Raw genomic sequence first — 18,556 nt, forward strand, 5'->3', positions numbered from 1 at the left:
GCATATCGGCGGCTCGAAGGGGCGGATAGGCATTTCTTGCCGACGCGAGTGGGAGCGCGCCCACGCAACCATCGAGGCGTGATGACATCCGCACCAACCACAGTGCCCGCCCACTCACGGTTACCGCGCGGGGTGGCGATGACCGGCCTGGCAACCGCCGTGTTCCTGGTCATTCTCGACGCCGCGATGGTGAACCTCGCCGGGTCCACCATCCGCGAAGGGCTCGAGCTCACGGCCGCTGAACTCACAGTCGTCGTGGACAGCTATCTGGTGACCTTCGCCGGTCTGCTGCTACTCGGCGGACGCCTGGCCGACGTGCTCGGGGCCCGGGCCATGTTCTCGACCGGCATGGCCGTCTACCTCGCGGCCTCGGCCTTCTGCGGGCTCGCGACCAGCGGCGAGATGTTGATCGCCGGGCGGATCGGGCAGGGGATCGGAGCCGCGGTCGTGATGCCGGCCGCGCTCTCGCTCGTGCTCGCCCTCTACCCGTCTCCCACGGAACGCACTCGGGCGATGGGTATCTGGGGCGCCGTCGCGGGAGCCGGCTCTCTCGTCGGAGTCTTCCTCGGCGGAACGCTGACACAGCTGCTGGGCTGGCAGGCAGTGTTCGTGACTCCGGTTCCCTTCGGCATCATCGGGGCGATCATCGTATGGCGTTCGGTGCCGCCGGTTCCGGGTAGCCCGGGGCAGTTCGACCTACTCGGCGCCGTCACGGTCACTGCCGGAATCTCCGGCCTCGCGCTGGGCATGGTCTCCGCCTCCGACGCCGGATGGACCGCGCCCGCCACGGCCATCGGCCTCGCAGTCGGAGTCGTCTCCCTGGTGGCGTTCGTGATCGTCGAGCGGCGTTCCGCCCGTCCCCTGATCCCGCTCGGTGTGTTCCGCAGGAGGCCGGTGGTGACGGCGAACCTGGTGATGTTGCTGATCGGCGGCACACTGACGAGCCTGTTCTTCTTCCTGCCCCAGTACCAGCAGGATGTGCTCGGGATGAGCCCGTTCGAAGCCGGGATCGCGCAGATCCCCGTCGCCGTCATGATCATCCTCGGCAGCGTGGCCGCCCCACTGCTGGCCAAACGCGTCGGGGTGGCCGGTGCGCTGCCGGTCGCCCTCGGCGTGCTGCTCGCCGGCCTGCTGTGGCTGGCGACGGCTCCGGCGACCAGCGGCTTCTCCATTCACCTACTGGGCGCATTTCTGCTGATCGGCACCGGTCTCGGGCTCGGCACCGTCAACGCGATCGCGATGGCGGTGCGCAACAGCGCCGACAGTGAAACAGGACTGCTCAGCGGACTCGTCAACGCCGCGCAGCAGCTGGGCGGCGCGGTCGGCGTCGCCGCACTCGCCGGAATCGCCATCGGCGCAGCCGGAACAGCCGGAGGTATCTCGTTCACGACCGCGTTCTTCGGTCAGGCCGCACTCATCCTGATCGCGCTCGCGGTGTCGCTGATCTCCATTGCCAGGACCCGGCAGACCGGCCTTGCGGTTGCCGGCACCCACTGACCTCCTCGAAGGGACGCACAACCATGAATACCCCCACCATCCTCGTCACGGGCGCGACCGGAACCGTCGGCTCCGCACTGCTCCCGGCCCTGCAGGCTCGCGGCGCCACCGTCCGCGCCATGACCCGCGACCCCGGCCGGGTAATCCCCGGCGCCGAAACCGTCGTCGCCGACCTGCGGGACCCGGCATCTGTGACCGCGGCACTGGAAGGCATCGATGCGGTATTCCTCAACAGCCCTTCGGCCCCCGACGCCGCCGCGCTCCAGATCCGGTTCGCCGACCTCGCCCGCGCCGCGGGTGTGAACCGGCTGGTACTGCTCTCCCAGTACGCGGCCCGCACCGACTCGCCGGTGCGATTCCTGCGCTGGCACGCCGAAGTCGAAGCATATGTGCAACAGCTCGGGCTCGACCACACCGTGCTCCGCCCCAATCTCTACCTGCAAGCGTTGCTCGCATTCGCCGGCACCATCGCCCGAGGCTGGTTCGCCGCTCCCATCGGCGACGCCGCTGTCAGCGCCATCGACATCAGGGATATCGCCGAAACCGCCGCAGCCGTACTGACAACCACCGGCCACACCGGCCGCACCTATACGCTGACCGGTCCCCGCGCGGTGACTCACGCCGAAATCGCCGACGCGATCAGCACATCCACCGGCCGCAGCATCACCTTCCACGACGCATCCGCCGACCAATTCGTCGCCGCCCTCACCGGGTTCCCGTCCTGGCAGCGCGACGGCCTCGTCGAGGACTACGCCCACTACGCCCGCGGCGAAGCCGCCGCCGTGCACACGTCCGTCGCCGACCTCACCGGCCACCCCGCCCGCGATATCACCGACTTCGCCCGCGATTACGCCGCCGCGTTCGCCCCGGCAGAAACCACAGCGGATGCCCGATGATCTACCACTGCATTCGTTTCACCCTGAAACCCGGTGTCTCGGCGGAAGACAAAGCGGCCGGCCTCGAGAACCTCCAGGCCTACGAGGAGTACATGAACCATCCGGCGCACCTCGAAATGGACCGAATCGGGCTACCGCTGGTCGACAAGTTCGTGTCGTTCGATATCACCGACGATCCGGACCCGGCGGTCGGCGAAAAGATCGCCGAGATCCACCGGCGCCGATTCGACGGCACACCCGATATCGCCGAGCTGGTCTCCGGTCTCGCCGAGTACACCGGCAGCGCCGCACCCGGCAAGCACGGAAACCTGCCGGCGCGCGGTCAGTCGTCCAGGCCGAGCTGATCCGCGAGCTCGCGCAACTGCTGGAACGCCTGGGGCCGATGACGCAATCGAAGCGCAAGCCGACCCGGGCCCCGGCTGATCGGTATTCGGCGCCAGGGCACGAGTCCGACGGCTACGGGGTTGCGGTGAGCGTGGCTTCGGCGGGATGGCCGATCTGTGGGTAGGTCGGGTATTCGATGCCCGAGATGTACTGCACTGTCCGCACCACCTGGCACGAGTAGCCGAATTCGTTGTCGTACCAGAGGTACAGGATTGCGGTGTCGCCGTCGACGATGGTGGCGTTGGCGTCGACGATGGATGCCGCACGGGAGCCGATGAAATCGCTCGACACCACATCGGTGGCCGCGGTGTAGTCCAGATTGCGGCTCAACGGTCCGGAGAGCGAGGCCTGGCGCAGGTACTCGAGCACTTCCGCACGCGTGGTCTCGCGTTCGAGTTGCAGGTTCAGGATCGCGATGGAGACGTCGGGGGTGGGAACGCGGATCGAGTTTCCGGTGATCTTGGCTTTGAAGTCCGGCATCGCCTTCGCGACCGCCGACGCGGCACCGGTTTCGGTGATCACGAGGTTGAACGGCGCGGAACGACCGCGGCGGTCGGCCTTGTGGAAATTGTCCAGCAGGTTCTGATCGTTGGTGAACGAATGCACCGTTTCCACGTGACCGCGGACGATGCCGAATTCGTCGTCCATCGCCTTGAGCGGTGGAACGATCGCATTGGTCGTACACGACGCGCACGAGACGATCCGCTCCGAGGAGTCCAGGTCGCGATGGTTGACGCCGTGCACGATATTCGGCACATCGCCCTTGCCGGGCGCGGTGAGCAGTACCTTGGCGATACCGGGACGCAGATGTTGCGCCAGGCCCGCGCGGTCCCGCCAGCGGCCGGTGTTGTCGATCAGGATCGCCTCGTCGATCCCGAACTCGGTGTAGTCGATCGTCGCCGGATCGTCGCTGTAGATGAACTCGATCACGCTGCCGTTGGCGGTGATCGTGTTGTTGCCGGTGTCGACCTTGATCGTTCCGTCGAACTGGCCGTGCACCGAATCCCGCCGCAGCAGCGATGCACGCTTGGCCAGGTCGCCCTCGCCGCCCTTACGCACCACTACAGCCCGCAGGTTCAATCCGTTCCCGGAACCGGCCTTCTCGATCAGCAGCCGGGCGACCAGTCGGCCGATCCGGCCGAAACCGTACAGGACGACGTCACGGGGGCCCTGCGATTCGGCTTTGTTGCCATCGGTGATATCGAGGAGCGTCGCCGCGGTGAACTCGGGGATCGACAGTCCGCGGGCGTCGGTGCGGTAGGTCATGACCAGCCGGCCGAGGTCGATCTTGCACGGCCCCAGATCCAGCGCGCTGAGCGCTTCGAGGAACGGCAGGGTCTGCTCGATCGACAGCTCTTCGCCGTCGATCTGCCGCGCGAACCGGTGGGTGCGCAGGATGCTGATCACGGATTTGTTCACCAGCGATCGGCTGTGCAGGAGGATGGTCACCCCCTTGTCCCGGTAGAGCCGTCCGATGATCGGAATCATTGCCTCCGCGGAAGCCTCGTGAGCGTTCCAACGGTCGAGGTGGTCAGTAGTCACTGGTTCGGCTTCCTACTCCGCGCACTTCCGGACGTGATCGTTCGTCAGGCTAACGGGGTCGAAGAGTTCACAATGCCCCGCCACCCGGTTGAGAGGTCCGCCACCGGCGCGCACAGTCCGGCCAGGGGGCCGAATCGTCGGGGCCGGGGTCATCCAACAGGGCGGTGCCGGTAGGCCACGGTGAGGTCTGAGCATGTATGGACACTGCCTGTCTCTACTTGGTGGGCGCAGACGGGCTCGAACCGCCGACCGCTGGTGTGTAGAGCCGCGTATCCGTATCCACTCAGTTCGCCGGGATCGCTAGAATCCAGGTCAGGGCCTTGTTCCGTCAGGCTACTGGTGCAGAGGATGCACAGCGATGGCGATCTTGCCGCGAGGACGCCTGCGACCATCGCTGGTAGTGCCGCCTTCCAGCAGTGTGTGCGCCTGCGCGACATCGGCCAGCGTCAGCACAGCGCCGATCACCGGCCGGATCTTGCCCTGGTCGACCAGTCGGCCTAGGATTTCGAGCTTCGCCCGGCCGGGACTGACGAAGACGAAGTGGTAGGCCGCGTTCACGCCCCACGCGGCGAGCAGGTTCTGGGTTCGGGGGTGTCCACGATGGACACCACACGGCCTCGGTCGGCGAGGACCTCCGGACTGCGGGAGAGGGTGTCCCCGCCCACGGTGTCCAGGACGACGTCCACCCCGCCCATCTCCCGCACCTGCGGCACGTAGTCACCGGTCGAGAAGTCGATCGCGGTGTCGGCACCCAATTCGGCGACGAACTCGTGATCCCTGGCCCGCGCGGTGGTGACCACCTCGGCTCCCAGCGCCCTGGCGAGCTGGATGGCGACCGATCCGACCCCGCCGGCTCCACCGTGCACCAGGACCCGCTCCCCGACCCGCAGCCCCGCACGCTCGACCAGCGCCTCCCACACGGTCACGCCCACGAGCGCGAGACCGGCGGCCTCGACATGCGACAGCCCCGCGGGCTTGCGGTCGACCAGCGCCTGGTCGACCACATGGAACTCGGCATAGGTCCCCTGCCCGGCGAACACCGGCGCCAGATACCAGATCTCGTCACCCGCCTGGAACTCATCCGCCCCAGGGCCGGTCTCGACCACCACGCCGGACACGTCGTTACCGATCACCGCAGGCAACGCGACCTCGTCACGGTAGTCACCACGCCGAGTTTGCAGATCGAGAGGGTTCACCGACGTGGCCATCACCCGCACCAGTACCTGGCCGGGCCCCGGGACAGGCCGCGGCAGCTCCCGGTACACGAACGCCTCGTCCGCACCACCGAAGTGGACGAGCTCCATCACCCGCATCGAGGTAGACATGCGACAACCCTAAACTGAGGTCCCCCGGTTCCTTGGAGGGCTTGCTGTCCCCTCTCACCATGGTCTGCACGTAGTTCGCCTGACACCTGCCAGGACCACCGCCGCGGCCGCACGCATCCAGTCCGCATCAGCGAAGAACCCGAGCAGCAGTTCGGCGAAATCGGGATTTGCCTCCCGTGCGCAATCCGGCGCAGCGTAGGAGGGCGGCGGCCGGCGTGCCCGTGATCCGGTTGCATGACGCCCGGCACACCATGGTCACGATCTTGCTGGACTCGGGGGCGTCGTCTGTAGCGACCGGGACGTAGTTCCCGCGCCTTGACACACTCTCGACACCACGGCGGTTTTTCGCCGGTGACCCGCAAGATGTCCGGATAAAAATCCAGGCCCTGACCCGGGTAATCTAAGTGGGCGCAGACGGGTTCGAACCGCCGACCGCTGGTGTGTAAAACCAGAGCTCTACCGCTGAGCTATACGCCCGGATCCCCCGGAACGTATCCGGGGGAACGGACTATGAATCTAGCGCGGCGAGCGCTTTCTCCCAAGCCGCCTGGTCACGGGGCTCTCCGGGGCCGTTCATCTCCGCGAAACGGATGATTCCTTCGCGGTCCACGACGAAGGTGCCGCGGTTGGCGAAGCCGGTGGTGTCGTTGAAGACGCCGTAGTCCTGTGCGATCTTTCCGTGCGGCCAGAAGTCCGACAGCAGCGGGAAGGTGTAGCCCTGCTCGGCCGCCCAGATCTTGTGGGTCGGCGGGGGGCCCACCGAGATCGCGATGATCTCGGCGTTGTCGTTCTGGAAGCGCGGCAGTTCGTCGCGGACCTTGCACAGCTCGCCCTGGCAGATGCCGGTGAAGGCGAGCGGGTAGAACACGATCAGGACGTTCTTCTTGCCGCGGTAATCCGACAGCGAGACTTCCTGATTGTTCTGGTCCTTGAGGGTGAACTCCGGCGCCTGGGCGCCTACCTCGAGGGGCATGGGTATCCTCCGAATCTCCCGCCGCGCACCCGGGTTCCGGATGCGCGGCACAGCTGTGGGCGGCTCAGCGCTGTTTGGTCGGTGCCTTGGGCTGCACCAGCCGGCTGGCCGACCATTCACCGAGTTTGATCGCCGAGGTCTGGGTGAGCCCCGCCGTCGGGGCGGATTCGGCGATCTCACTGGGATCGACGTGCCCGTCATTACCGGTTTTCGGGGTCAGCACCCAGATGAAGCCGTCGTCGGCCAGTGGGCCGATCGCCTCCATCAATTCGTCGACCAGGTCGCCGTCGCCGTCCCGCCACCACAGCAGGACGACATCGATGACCTCGTCGGAATCCTCGTCCAGCAGTTCACTGCCGGCGGTCTCCTCGACGTCGGCCCGGAGGTCGTCGTTGGTGTCCTCGTCCCAGCCCAGCTCCTGGACAACCATTCCGTGGGTGATGCCAAGCTTCTGAGCGAAATTCTGATCGTCCGCCGCGGCGACCACGGTGGCGTCCTCCTCAACTCCCGACTACAAGATATCTGCAAGCGAACATGGTTATCGGCCCTAACGCAAGCCGATCGGGTAGATCGAATTTCTGATGTCGCGACAAAAGCCTGGTGACGGGCGTTCGAGATCATCCGGGGCAGGCATCGCGTACCGCGTTGCGCGCGTCGTTCACGCGCTTGCTCGCATCGTTGAGCGGTCCGACAGGGGACGTGTAGGTCATCTCCCGGGTCGCTTGGGACAGAGCGCGGGCCGCGTTGACGTAGTCGGTGAATTTCGCCTTCAGATCGTCGGGCAGGTTCGTGCCGGCGGCGTTCACTCCGCCTTCGACTCGATTCGCGGCGTCGTCGAGCGTGGTGACCGCGGCGTCACGTTTGGCGTCGTAGTCGGGCGCGTTGCTGTCGTGCGCGTCGACGAACTCGTTGTATTTGGTGACGCCGGTGCCGGTGGTGCCGGGGAACAGGCCGCAGTTGTCGGCGATGGCCTTGTCGCGGGCGGCCGCGATCTGCGACGACGTGGCGGCCGCGGACGAGGAGGAGGCGAAACTGCGGTAGGCGGTGGCTTCGGCGGCGTTGGGTGTCGCCACGCCTTCGATCTGGTTGGCGCAACCCGCCAGGGTCGCGCCGGTGACCAGTGCCGCCGCGGCGCAAACAAGCCCGAATCGGCGCGGGTCCAGCCCTTGCATCGTCCTCCGACTCCTCGGTTACCACTGCGTAGCCCTGCCTGTCGAACGGTACTGGATGGGCGGCTGACATGATGATGTGGGACGCGCCACGCAAGGACGCGGGCGCGCCCGGAACTAGTCGTCACGGGTGACCTGCACACCAGCGGGCCACTCGGGGTCACCGCAGCCATCAGCTCGACCACCCCCTGTACGAGGAGCAGTTTTGACCGATCTGATCCACTCTGGCGTCCCGGCGGAATCCGCTGAGCCGGGTTCCGCGCCCACTCCCGGCAACGCCAACGGCGTGCCGCCCGGTGGCCGAGTCCGTGTGATTCGTGAAGGAGTGGCCTCTTACCTACCGGATATCGACCCGGAGGAGACCAGCGAATGGCTCGAATCCTTCGATCAGATGCTGGAGCGTGAAGGCCCCGGCCGCGCCCGCTACCTGATGCTCCGGATGCTCGAACGCGCCGGAGAGCGCCGGGTATCGATTCCTTCGCTGACGTCCACCGATTACGTCAACACCATTCCGACCGAGAACGAGCCCTGGTTCCCCGGTGACGAGGAGACCGAGCGGCGCTTTCGGGCCTGGATCCGCTGGAACGCGGCCATCATGGTGCACCGGGCGCAACGCCCCGGTATCGGCGTGGGCGGCCATATCTCGACCTATGCGTCGTCGGCGGCGCTGTACGAGGTCGGGTTCAACCATTTCTTCCGCGGTAAGGACCATCCCGGCGGCGGCGATTCGATCTTCATCCAGGGTCATGCCTCGCCCGGTATCTATGCCCGAGCCTTCCTCGAGGGCCGGTTGTCCACCGATCAGCTCGACGGTTTCCGCCAGGAATACAGCCACGGCGGTCTCGGTAAGGGGCTACCGTCCTATCCGCATCCGCGGTTGCTGAGCGATTTCTGGGAATTCCCGACGGTGTCGATGGGCTTGGGCCCGATGAACGCCATCTACCAGGCGCGGTTCAACCACTACCTGCATGATCGCGGCATCAAGGACACCTCTGATCAGCATGTGTGGGCGTTCCTGGGCGACGGCGAGATGGACGAACCCGAATCGCGTGGCCTGGCCCATGTGGCGGCCATGGAGGGTCTGGACAATCTGACCTTCGTGGTGAACTGCAACCTGCAGCGCCTCGACGGCCCGGTCCGCGGTAACGGCAAGATCATCCAGGAACTGGAGTCGTTCTTCCGCGGCGCCGGCTGGAATGTGATCAAGGTGATCTGGGGTCGCGAATGGGATGCGCTGCTCGGCGCGGACCGCGACGGCGCGCTGGTGAACCTGATGAACACCACACCCGACGGCGACTACCAGACCTACAAGGCCAACGACGGCGCCTATGTCCGCGACCATTTCTTCGGCCGCGACCCGCGCACCAAGGCGCTGGTGCAGGATCTGTCGGATCAGGAGATCTGGAACCTCAAGCGCGGCGGTCACGACTACCGCAAGGTGTATGCGGCGTATGCGGCGGCGCTGGCGCACAAGGGCCAGCCCACGGTGATCCTGGCGAAGACGATCAAGGGCTACACCCTCGGTAAGCATTTCGAGGGCCGTAACGCCACGCATCAGATGAAGAAGCTGACGCTGCAGGATCTGAAGGATTTCCGCGATCTGCAGCGGATCCCGATCAGCGATGCCGAGCTGGAGAAGGATCCGTATCTGCCCCCGTACTACCATCCGGGCGCGGAAACCAAGGAGATCCAGTACATGCTGGATCGCCGCAAGTCGCTCGGTGGTTATCTGCCGGAGCGGCGCACGAATGTGGCACCGCTGAAACTGCCGGGCGACGAGGCGTACAAGTCGGTGCGCAAGGGGTCCGGGAAGCAGAATGTGGCCACCACCATGGCCCTGGTGCGGTTGATGAAGGAACTGCTGCGCGATAAGGAGATCGGCAAGCGGATCGTGCCGATCATCCCGGACGAGGCCCGCACCTTCGGGATGGACTCGTGGTTCCCCTCGCTGAAGATCTACAACCGTAACGGCCAGCTCTACACCTCGGTCGACGCGGAACTGATGCTCGCCTACAAGGAGAGCACCGTCGGGCAGATCCTGCACGAGGGCATCAACGAGGCCGGGTCCACCGCCTCGTTCACCGCGGTCGGCACCTCGTATGCCACCCACGGCGAGCCGATGATCCCGCTCTACATCTTCTATTCGATGTTCGGGTTCCAGCGCACCGGCGACGGGCTGTGGGCCGCGGCCGATCAGCTGGCCCGCGGGTTCGTGCTCGGCGCGACCGCCGGGCGGACCACGCTCACCGGTGAGGGCCTGCAGCACAACGACGGGCATTCGCTGCTGCTGGCGGCGAGCAATCCCGCCGTGGTCTCCTACGATCCGGCGTTCTCCTTCGAGATCGCCCATATCGTGCGCGACGGCCTGCGCCGGATGTACGGCGGCACTCCGGGGGTGGACGGGTTCGGTGGGGAGAACATCTTCTACTACCTCACCCTGTACAACGAGCCCTACCAGCAGCCGGCCGAGCCCGAGGACCTGGACGTCGACGGTCTGCTCAAGGGCATCTACCTGTACCGCAAGGGCGGTGCAGGGGATGTGCGCGCGCAGATCCTGGTCTCCGGTGTCACCGTGCCCGACGGTCTGCGGGCGCAGCAGCTGCTGGCCGACCACTGGGGTGTGGCCGCCGATGTCTGGTCGGTGACCTCCTACGGTCAGCTGCGGCGCGAGGCTCTCGAACTCGAGATCGAGGCACTGCACCATCCGGGTGAGGATCCGGGACAGCCCTATATCGCCCGTGCGCTGGCCGGCGCCGAGGGGCCCTTCGTGGCGGCCTCGGACTGGATGCGGGCGGTACCGGACCAGATCCGCAAATGGGTGCCGGGCGATTTCACCACCCTCGGTACCGACGGGTTCGGGTTCTCCGATACCCGTCCGGCCGCGCGCCGGGTGTTCAACGTGGATGCCGAATCCATCACCGTCGCCGCACTGGCGGGACTGGCGCGGATGGGCAAACTCGATTCGGCCAAGGCCGCCGAGGCCGCGGCCCGGTATCGGATCGACGATGTATCCGCCGCGGAGAAGTTCACCGCCGGTGGGGCAGGAGATGCGGAGTGACGACAACTCGATGATCGAACGCAGGCCACCGCGACCCCGCCGGGTCTCCGAAGGCTCCTCCGAGCACGAGGTGTATCTGCCGACCGGCGCCCTGTCGCCGAACCGGCAGACCCGCGACCCCTTACCGGACACACTGCTGCGACGCGTGAAGCAGTTCTCCGGACGGCTGTCCACCGAAGCCGTGGGGTCGATGCAGGACCGGTTGCCGTTCTTCGCCGATCTGGACGCCGCGCAGCGCGCGGGTGTGCAGATGCTGGTGCAGACCGCGGTGGTCAACTTCCTGGAATGGCTCCAGGACCCGGACAGCGATATCCGGTTCAGCCTGGACGCCTTCCAGGTGATCCCACAGGATCTGGCGCGGCGGCTGACGCTGCGCCAGACCGTGGATATGGTGCGGGTGGCCATGGAGTTCTTCGAACAGTGGCTACCCGCGCTGGCGCGTAACGATCGCCAGCTGGTGGCGCTCACCGAGGCGGTACTGCGGTACGGGCGTGAGCTCGGTTTCGCGGCCGCCTCGGTGTACGCCAGTGCCGCCGAATCCCGGGGGGCCTGGGATACCCGGCTGGAGGCGCTGGTGGTCGACGCGGTGGTGCGCGGGGACACGGGCCCGGACATGCTTTCCCGGGCCGCCACGTTGAACTGGGACGCCACTGCGCCCGCCACGGTGCTGGTGGGCACACCGCCGCTGGATCAGGGCATCTCGGTGGTCGGTGCGGTGCACACCATCGCGGCCCGGCACGGCCGCGCCGCGCTCGCGGTGGTGCAGGGATCGCGCCTGGTGATGGTGGTGAGCGGGCATCTCGGTGACGCTCCGCACTCCTCACCGTTCATGGACGATCTGCTCACCGAGGCGTTCTCCGACGGTCCCGTGGTGATCGGGCCGACCACCCGTACCCTGGGCACGGCGCACAGCAGCGCGCTCGAGGCGCTGGCCGGTATGGAGGCCGTCATCGGGTGGCGGGACGCACCACGACCCGTGCACGCGATGGAACTATTGCCCGAACGTGCCCTGCTCGGCGATCGTGCTGCGGTGGACGCACTTGTCGAGTACCTTGTGCTTCCGTTGGCTTCGGCCGGTTCCGCTCTGGCGGACACCCTGGACGCCTATCTGGAATGCGGCGGTGCGGTCGAGATGTGTGCTCGGCAACTGTACGTTCATCCAAATACTGTGCGCTATCGCCTGAAGCGCATCAGTGAGGTCACCGGCCGGGATCCGCTCAACCCGCGGGACTCCTACGTGCTGCGAATCGCCGCCACAGTAGGTCGGTTGACACGAACTCATAACGGATCGTCGACACCTGCCTCAGAGGAATCTTTTGTCCCAATGGACAAAGATGGGCTGTAACGGCTGGGATCCTTCCGCCGATCCGGACACCCCACGCGGGCTTTTGTGGGGACCATACAAAAGCCGTCCGCAAGCTCTATTCACGTCGACATCTCGCGGAAGCGCCTTCACAGTGTTTTCTTAGGTACGTGATCGCGTTGTTCGCCCCTGGACAGGGCTCCCAGACACCCGGCATGCTCGCGCCTTGGCTCGACCTGCCGGGCGCGCATGACCGCCTCGCACTGTGGTCGAAGGAATCGGGTCTGGATCTGGTCCGGCTCGGAACCGAAGCGACCGCCGAAGAGATCACCGATACCGCGGTGACCCAGCCGCTGGTTGTCGCCGCCGCGCTGCTCGCCTTCGCCGAAATCGGCGAGAGCCGGGTACCGGCCGACACCATCGTGGCCGGCCATTCGGTCGGTGAACTCGCCGCCGCCGCGGTCGCCGGAGTGATCTCCGCCGACCAAGCGGTTACCCTGGCAGCCATCCGCGGTGCCGAAATGGCGAAGGCGTGCGCGCTGGAACCCACCGGTATGTCCGCGGTGCTCGGTGGCGACGAGGCCGCCGTGCTGGCCCGGCTCGAGGAATTGGAGCTGGTCCCCGCCAACCGCAATGCCACCGGCCAGATCGTCGCGGCCGGCCGGCTCGATGCCCTGGCCGAACTGGCGGCGAACCCGCCGGAGAAGGCCCGCGTGCGGGCACTGCCGGTGGCGGGCGCGTTCCACACCGAGTTCATGGCACCGGCCCAGCAGGCGGTAGCGGCGGCGATCGCCGAGATCACCCCGCATGAACCCACCCGGACACTGTTGTCCAACGCCGACGGGAAGCCGGTCGAATCCGGCGCCGACGCGGTGGCTAAGCTCGCCGCGCAGGTCACCCGGCCCGTCCGGTGGGACCTGTGCACCGAAACCGTCCGGCAGGCCGGCGTTTCGGCGGTGGCGGAGCTGCCACCGGCGGGAACCCTCGTCGGCATTGCCAAACGGGAGCTCAAGGGCACCCCCAATCTGGCGCTGAAGACGCCCGAGGACATCCCCGCGCTGGCCGGGCTCGCGAGCTCCGGATAGCGTGCCTGCGGCCGAGTTTCCACCGATTCCCGGCGGGAACCCGGCACCCGGGCGGCGTAACCGATCGCCGTTCCGGCCCGAAGTACCAAGTAAAGCCCTACACGGAAAAATTAGAAGGGAGCCACGAAGTGGCCGCTCTGACCCAGGAACAAATCGTCGAGGAACTCGGCAAGATCATCGAAGAGGTGACCGGTATCGAGCCCTCCGAGGTAACGATGGAGAAGTCCTTCGTCGATGACCTGGACATCGATTCGCTGTCGATGGTCGAGATCGCGGTGCAGATGGAGGACAAGTACGGCGTCAAGATCCCCGACGAGGATCTCGCCAGCCTGAAGACCGTCGGCGATTCCGTCGCCTACGTCCAGAAGCTCGAGGCCGAGAACTCCGAGATGGCCGCCGAGCTCAAGGCCAAATTCGACAACGCCGAGTAGGGCCGACACCGTGACCACTCCTTCCACCCTGAACGGGAACTTCCCCAACGTCGTCGTCACCAGCCTGGCGGCGTCCACGTCCATCGCGGGAGATGTCGATGCGACGTGGAAGGGCCTCCTCAACGGCGAGAGCGGCATCGATGTTCTCGAGGACTCCTTCGTCGAGGAATACGACCTTCCGGTTCGTATCGGCGGCCACCTGAAGGTGTCGCCGGACAGCCTGCTGAGCCGGGTCGAGATCCGGCGGATGGCCTACGTCGAGCGGCTCGCCACCGTGCTGGGCCGCGAGGTCTGGCGCAATGCGGGCAGCCCGGAGGTCGATCCGGACCGGCTGGGTGTGGCCATCGGCACTGGACTAGGTGGCGGTGACGCGCTCATCGATTCGGTCGACAAGCTGAAGAACGGCGGCTATCGCAAGATCTCGCCGCTCGCTGTTCAGATGGTCATGCCGAACGGGCCGTCCGCCGTTGTCGGTCTCGAGCTGCAGGCCCGGGCAGGAGTGGTCACTCCGGTCTCGGCATGCTCGTCCGGTTCGGAGGGCATCGCGAACGCGTGGCGGATGATCGTCATGGGTGACGCCGATATGGTCGTCACCGGCGGCGTCGAGGGTTTCATCGACGCGGTGCCGATCGCGGCGTTCACCATGATGCGCGCCATGAGCACCCGCAACGACGATCCGAAGGCGGCCTCGCGTCCGTTCGACAAGGATCGCGACGGGTTCGTCTTCGGCGAGGCCGGCGCGCTCATGGTCATCGAGACCGAGGAGCACGCCAAGGCACGCGGAGCGACCATCCACGCCCGTCTGCTCGGTGCCGGGATCACCTCCGACGGTTTCCACCTGGTCGCCCCCGACCCCGAGGGCACCGGTGCCGCCCGCGCCATGACGCGGGCCATGCAGACCGCGGGTCTGTCCAAGCAGGACATCACCCATATCAACGCGCACGCCACCGCCACCCCGATCGGCGATACCGCCGAGGCCAATGCGATCAACAAGGCCGTCGGCAACCACGCCTCGGTCTACGCGCCCAAATCGGCGCTGGGGCATTCGATCGGCGCCGTCGGTGCGCTGGAATCGGTGCTCACCGTGATGGCCATCCGGGACGGTATCGTGCCGCCCACCCTGAACCTGGAGAACCAGGATCCGGAGATCGACCTCGACGTGGTGCACGGAGAAGCCCGCCGCCAGGAGATCGAGTACGCGATCAACAATTCGTTCGGTTTCGGTGGGCACAATGTCGCGCTCGCCTTCGGTCGGGCCTGACGGCCTTCCGGATCTGATCGAATAGTTCGACGACCCGAAGCGGGGCCGCCGGCGATACCGGCGGCCCCGCTTCGTGCTTCGGCACCTGTGGCCCGTGCCTCGGCCACACATCATCGAGGAGAGAACGCGATGACAATCATGGCTCCGGCCCGCCACCAGGAAACCGCGACAGATCCGCGCGATCCACTCGGCCGGCTGCAACGCTTCTTCGATCCCGGCACGGTGCTACCTCTGCATCCCCGCGACAAGTCGGGTGTGCTCGCCGCGATCGGTGAGGTGGACGGTGTACGGACCGTCGCCTACTGCTCGGATGCCACCGTTATGGGCGGCGCCATGGGAGTCGAGGGCTGCAAGCACATCGTCGGCGCCATCGATACCGCCATCGACTCCGGTGTTCCGGTGGTCGGCCTCTGGCATTCCGGCGGGGCCCGCCTTGCCGAGGGCGTCGAGGCCCTGCACGCTGTCGGCCTGGTTTTCGAGGCCATGGTCCGGGCATCCGGCCTGGTACCGCAGATCTCTGTGGTGCTCGGTTTCGCCGCCGGCGGCGCCGCCTACGGCCCCGCCCTCACCGATATCGTGATCATGGCGCCCGAGGGCCGTGTTTTCGTCACCGGCCCCGATGTGGTGCGCAGTGTTACCGGTGAACAGGTCGATATGGCCACCCTCGGTGGTCCCGAAACCCACGGCAAGAAGTCCGGCGTCACCCATATCGTCGCCGACGACGAAGCCGACGCCGTGCACCGGGCGCGCCGCCTGGTCTCGATGTTCGCCGAACAGGGCGAATTCGACCAGGTCGCCGCCGAACACGGCAATGTCGATCTGAAGGCGCTGCTGCCGGAATCGGCCAAACGTGCCTACGACGTGAAGCCGCTCGTACACGAACTACTCGACAACGTCGACGGCGAATCCAGCTTCGAAGAACTTCAGGGCGGTTACGCCCGCTCCATGGTCACCGGCCTCGGCCGGCTCGCCGGGCGCACCGTCGGTGTGCTGGCGAACAACCCGCTGCGGCTCGGTGGCTGCCTCGATTCCAAGAGCGCGGAGAAAGCGGCCCGGTTCGTCCGGCTGTGCGATGCGTTCGGAATCCCGCTGGTCGTGATCACCGACGTCCCCGGCTACCTGCCCGGTGTGGGCCAGGAATGGGACGGCGTGGTGCGCCGCGGCGCGAAACTGCTGCATGCCTTCGCCGAAGCCCGGGTGCCGCGGGTCACGCTGGTCACTCGCAAGATCTACGGCGGCGCCTATATCGCGATGAACGCCCGCTCGCTCGGTGCGACCGCGGTCTATGCCTGGCCGGGGTCGGAGGTCGCGGTGATGGGCGCCAAGGCCGCCGTCGGCATCCTGCACAAGAAGGCCCTGGCCGCCGCGCCGGAGGAAGAGCGCGAAGCGTTGCACGAACGGCTCACCGCCGAGCACGAGGCCATCGCCGGTGGCGTGGAACGGGCGCTGTCCATCGGTGTCGTGGACAAGGTGATCGATCCGGCCGAGACCCGCAGTGTGATCGCCGCGGCCCTGGCCTCGGCTCCCTCGCGGCCCAGCCACCACAAGAACATCCCGCTGTGATGCGGTAGGCGCTGGCTTGTGGAGGGCCCCGGAGCGATTTGCTCCGGGGCCCTCGCGCATATTCCGGAAATGACCTGGTTCGCGGCCTGTGTGGACAAGAATGCGCGCATGGGACGCGATGGAGCGGGGGCTCGCGAGCGTAAGAGGCACGGTCGGCACTACACACCTACCGCGTTGGCGGAGTTCCTTGCCGGACGGGTGGCGGCGCGGGTGGTGGCGCCGGGATCGGGACTGCGGGTGCTGGATCCTGCGTGCGGGGGCGGGGAATTGCTGTTCGCGATCCGCGCCGCCCTCGCCGAGCGACTGCCTGAGGCACCTGTCGAACTGGTCGGCTATGACGTGGACCCCGAGGGTCTGACAGTGGCGCGTGAGCGGGCTGCGCGTGCGGGTGTCGTGGTCGATTGGCGGCAGGCCGATTTCCTGGCCGAATATGCCGCGCTACCGGCGCAATCCTTTCATGTGGTGATCGCGAATCCGCCCTACGTGCGCACTCAGCAGTTGGGTGGCGAGGCGGCGCAGGCGTTGCGCGGGCAGTTCGGGCTGCACGGCCGGTTCGACCTCACCCATCCGTTCGTCGCCGCGGTACCGCGCCTGCTGGTGCCGGACGGGGTGTTCGGTCTGTTGTGCGCCAACCGGTTCCTGACCACGAAGGCGGGCGCGAATCTGCGTGCGGTGCTGCTGGGGGAACTGGCGCCCGTGGAGCTGTACGACCTGGGTGATACGCGATTGTTCGAGGCAGCGGTGCTCCCCGCGGTGACCATAGCTGTGCGGGGCCGAGGGGATGAGCGGTGCCGGTATGTCTCGGTCTACCAGGAGAGTCCGGCCGACCGGGCAGCGCACGCGAACGTGGAACGCCGCGTGGAGGACGCAGGCGCCACGCCGGTGCCTGCCCCGACGAGCCCAGCGGATATTGCCGGCCGGGCTTCGGCGCCCCGGAGGCCGGGCGGTGCGCTGCCGGGCGGTGCTATCGGCGACCCGGCGCGCGGCGTGGGTGCGGAGTGGCCGCTGCCGGCGACTCCGGCACCGGACGAGTCTGTGCCGTATCTTCCTGGTGGGCACACCGAATGCGAGGGGCGGGAGTCGTCGGCTGACGTGGGCCGTGACCATGGCGGGCCCGCGGGGGATTGCGGGCCGTTCGTGGCGGAGGCGGACTTGTTCGACGTGCTCGGTGCCGGTACCGACGCGACCATCCGGTGGCAGGGCCGGCGGTTCGCGGTGACGGTCGGGGAGTTGGCGATTCCGGCCGGTTCTGCCGCGGTGGGGTGGCGGATGGCGCGGGTGGGGCACGACGACTGGCTGGACGCAATATCGGCGCGGATGTGGCGGACATTCGGTGATCTCGCGCGTATCCGGGTGGGGATCAAAACCAATGCTGATCGCGTCTTCATCGCCGAGCACTGGGGAGAGCCGGATACCGAACCGGAGCTGCTGTGCGATCTCATCACCCACCACGACCTGCGTCCGTGGCGGGTGGAGGGCAGTCGCCGGGCCCGGGTGCTGTACCCGTACGACCTGGATCATCCGCGCCGGATACCAGTGGATTTGGCGCGGTATCCGCGTACCGCCGCCTACCTCGAACAGCATCGGGAAGTACTGAGCGCACGGAGTTATCTCACCGACGCCGGCCGGAAATGGTTCGAACACTGGGTTCCGCAGCGGCCGCATATGTGGCGGACGCCCAAGGTGGTTTTCCCGGATATCAGTGATCGGCCGCGGTTCGCGCTGGACCGGTCGGGTGCGGTGGTCAACGGTGACTGCTACTGGATTTCGTTGTCCGAGCTGGACGGTGATTTCCCGGCCGAGGAACTGGCCTGTTTGATGATGGGTATCGCGAACTCGGCGCTGGGGGTGCGGTTCTACGACGCCGTCTGCGGTAACCGGTTGTATTCCGGCCGTCGCCGCTGGATAACGCAGTACGTTTCCCGGCTGCCGCTACCGGATCCGGCCGGCGCGCCGGCGGTCGCGATCGCGGACCTGGTGCGTGCGCTGGTCCAGGAACCGGAGCGCGCGCTGGTGGCGCAGCAGGAACTGGATGATCTGGTGAATCGGGCCTTCGCGTTGTGAGGGCG

16 protein-coding genes and 1 tRNA gene are annotated in these 18,556 nt (G+C 66.9%); 10 read left to right on the top strand and 7 right to left on the bottom strand.

Annotation, left to right across the window (positions count from 1 at the left end; translation table 11 throughout):
• Positions 1-81: 81 nt before the first annotated feature.
• Genes ON22_RS07985 through ON22_RS07995 form a run of 3 tightly spaced genes read left to right on the top strand, consistent with a single transcriptional unit; the run spans position 82 to position 2,737 of the window.
• Complete coding sequence (locus ON22_RS07985; protein WP_033244923.1) at positions 82-1,497, top strand: MFS transporter; 1,416 nt, start codon at positions 82-84, stop codon at positions 1,495-1,497.
• A 23-nt stretch (positions 1,498-1,520) separates the two neighbouring features.
• The gene (locus ON22_RS07990; RefSeq protein WP_033244924.1) at positions 1,521-2,393 is read left to right on the top strand and encodes an SDR family oxidoreductase; all 873 of its coding nucleotides are present in this window, start codon (positions 1,521-1,523) and stop codon (positions 2,391-2,393) included.
• A complete protein-coding gene (locus ON22_RS07995) occupies positions 2,390-2,737 on the top strand; it encodes a Dabb family protein (protein ID WP_033244925.1) in 348 nt (115 codons plus the stop codon). The genes ON22_RS07990 and ON22_RS07995 overlap by 4 nt, the downstream gene beginning before the upstream one ends.
• Before the next feature lie 112 nt (positions 2,738-2,849).
• On the opposite strand, the gene ON22_RS08000 is transcribed toward ON22_RS07995, so the two are convergent.
• The 7 genes from ON22_RS08000 to ON22_RS08025 all read right to left on the bottom strand — a co-directional run bounded on the left by ON22_RS08000 (position 2,850) and on the right by ON22_RS08025 (position 7,789).
• Positions 2,850-4,319 (bottom strand): glyceraldehyde-3-phosphate dehydrogenase, encoded by a 1,470-nt coding sequence (locus ON22_RS08000; RefSeq protein ID WP_033244926.1) that lies wholly within the window; start codon positions 4,317-4,319, stop codon positions 2,850-2,852.
• A 333-nt stretch (positions 4,320-4,652) separates the two neighbouring features.
• The gene (locus tag ON22_RS37510) at positions 4,653-4,877 is read right to left on the bottom strand and encodes a zinc-binding dehydrogenase (RefSeq protein ID WP_218000686.1); all 225 of its coding nucleotides are present in this window, start codon (positions 4,875-4,877) and stop codon (positions 4,653-4,655) included.
• A complete protein-coding gene (locus ON22_RS08005) occupies positions 4,874-5,644 on the bottom strand; it encodes a zinc-binding dehydrogenase (RefSeq protein WP_218000687.1) in 771 nt (256 codons plus the stop codon). The genes ON22_RS37510 and ON22_RS08005 overlap by 4 nt, the downstream gene beginning before the upstream one ends.
• Before the next feature lie 405 nt (positions 5,645-6,049).
• Positions 6,050-6,121 (bottom strand) — tRNA-Val (locus ON22_RS08010).
• 31 nt (positions 6,122-6,152) lie between these two features.
• Positions 6,153-6,617, bottom strand: coding sequence for a peroxiredoxin (locus tag ON22_RS08015; RefSeq protein ID WP_033244928.1), 465 nt, complete (start codon positions 6,615-6,617; stop codon positions 6,153-6,155).
• A gap of 64 nt (positions 6,618-6,681) precedes the next feature.
• Positions 6,682-7,104: a DUF3052 domain-containing protein gene (locus ON22_RS08020; RefSeq protein WP_033244929.1), complete on the bottom strand. Its 423-nt coding sequence runs from the start codon at positions 7,102-7,104 to the stop codon at positions 6,682-6,684.
• Between the two features lie 130 nt (positions 7,105-7,234).
• Complete coding sequence (locus tag ON22_RS08025) at positions 7,235-7,789, bottom strand: Rv2240c family protein (RefSeq protein WP_033244930.1); 555 nt, start codon at positions 7,787-7,789, stop codon at positions 7,235-7,237.
• A 283-nt stretch (positions 7,790-8,072) separates the two neighbouring features.
• On the opposite strand from ON22_RS08025, the gene aceE reads away from it, so the two are divergent.
• From aceE to ON22_RS37850, 7 genes are all read left to right on the top strand, one after another.
• Entirely contained in the window at positions 8,073-10,844 is a 2,772-nt protein-coding gene (gene aceE / locus ON22_RS08030; RefSeq protein WP_231508660.1) for a pyruvate dehydrogenase (acetyl-transferring), homodimeric type, read from the top strand.
• Between the two features lie 10 nt (positions 10,845-10,854).
• Positions 10,855-12,189: a PucR family transcriptional regulator gene (locus ON22_RS08035; RefSeq protein WP_051157333.1), complete on the top strand. Its 1,335-nt coding sequence runs from the start codon at positions 10,855-10,857 to the stop codon at positions 12,187-12,189.
• A gap of 128 nt (positions 12,190-12,317) precedes the next feature.
• Positions 12,318-13,232: an ACP S-malonyltransferase gene (locus ON22_RS08040; protein WP_033244932.1), complete on the top strand. Its 915-nt coding sequence runs from the start codon at positions 12,318-12,320 to the stop codon at positions 13,230-13,232.
• Positions 13,233-13,360: 128 nt separating this feature from the next.
• Complete coding sequence (acpM, locus tag ON22_RS08045) at positions 13,361-13,663, top strand: meromycolate extension acyl carrier protein AcpM (protein ID WP_033244933.1); 303 nt, start codon at positions 13,361-13,363, stop codon at positions 13,661-13,663.
• 10 nt (positions 13,664-13,673) lie between these two features.
• Positions 13,674-14,924, top strand: a complete 1,251-nt coding sequence (locus tag ON22_RS08050; protein WP_033244934.1) for a KasA/KasB family beta-ketoacyl-ACP synthase — start codon at positions 13,674-13,676, stop codon at positions 14,922-14,924.
• Between the two features lie 129 nt (positions 14,925-15,053).
• Positions 15,054-16,487: an acyl-CoA carboxylase subunit beta gene (locus tag ON22_RS08055; protein WP_033244935.1), complete on the top strand. Its 1,434-nt coding sequence runs from the start codon at positions 15,054-15,056 to the stop codon at positions 16,485-16,487.
• A 69-nt stretch (positions 16,488-16,556) separates the two neighbouring features.
• The gene (locus tag ON22_RS37850) at positions 16,557-18,551 is read left to right on the top strand and encodes an Eco57I restriction-modification methylase domain-containing protein (RefSeq protein WP_051157295.1); all 1,995 of its coding nucleotides are present in this window, start codon (positions 16,557-16,559) and stop codon (positions 18,549-18,551) included.
• Positions 18,552-18,556 lie beyond the last annotated feature (5 nt).

Source organism: Nocardia carnea NBRC 14403 (assembly GCF_000308515.1).
GTDB classification, from domain to species: Bacteria; Actinomycetota; Actinomycetes; order Mycobacteriales; family Mycobacteriaceae; genus Nocardia; species Nocardia carnea.

Bases quoted from the DNA above. Each gene is read 5' to 3' on its own strand.
- ON22_RS08035 (WP_051157333.1), top strand. From the start codon at position 10,855: ATGATCGAACGCAGGCCACCGCGACCCCGCCGGGTCTCCGAAGGCTCC.
- ON22_RS37850 (WP_051157295.1), top strand. From the start codon at position 16,557: ATGACCTGGTTCGCGGCCTGTGTGGACAAGAATGCGCGCATGGGACGC.
- ON22_RS07995 (WP_033244925.1), top strand. From the start codon at position 2,390: ATGATCTACCACTGCATTCGTTTCACCCTGAAACCCGGTGTCTCGGCG.
- ON22_RS07990 (WP_033244924.1), top strand. From the start codon at position 1,521: ATGAATACCCCCACCATCCTCGTCACGGGCGCGACCGGAACCGTCGGC.
- ON22_RS08025 (WP_033244930.1), bottom strand. From the start codon at position 7,789: ATGCAAGGGCTGGACCCGCGCCGATTCGGGCTTGTTTGCGCCGCGGCG.
- ON22_RS07985 (WP_033244923.1), top strand. From the start codon at position 82: ATGACATCCGCACCAACCACAGTGCCCGCCCACTCACGGTTACCGCGC.
- ON22_RS08015 (WP_033244928.1), bottom strand. From the start codon at position 6,617: ATGCCCCTCGAGGTAGGCGCCCAGGCGCCGGAGTTCACCCTCAAGGAC.
- ON22_RS08005 (WP_218000687.1), bottom strand. From the start codon at position 5,644: ATGTCTACCTCGATGCGGGTGATGGAGCTCGTCCACTTCGGTGGTGCG.
- ON22_RS08055 (WP_033244935.1), top strand. From the start codon at position 15,054: ATGACAATCATGGCTCCGGCCCGCCACCAGGAAACCGCGACAGATCCG.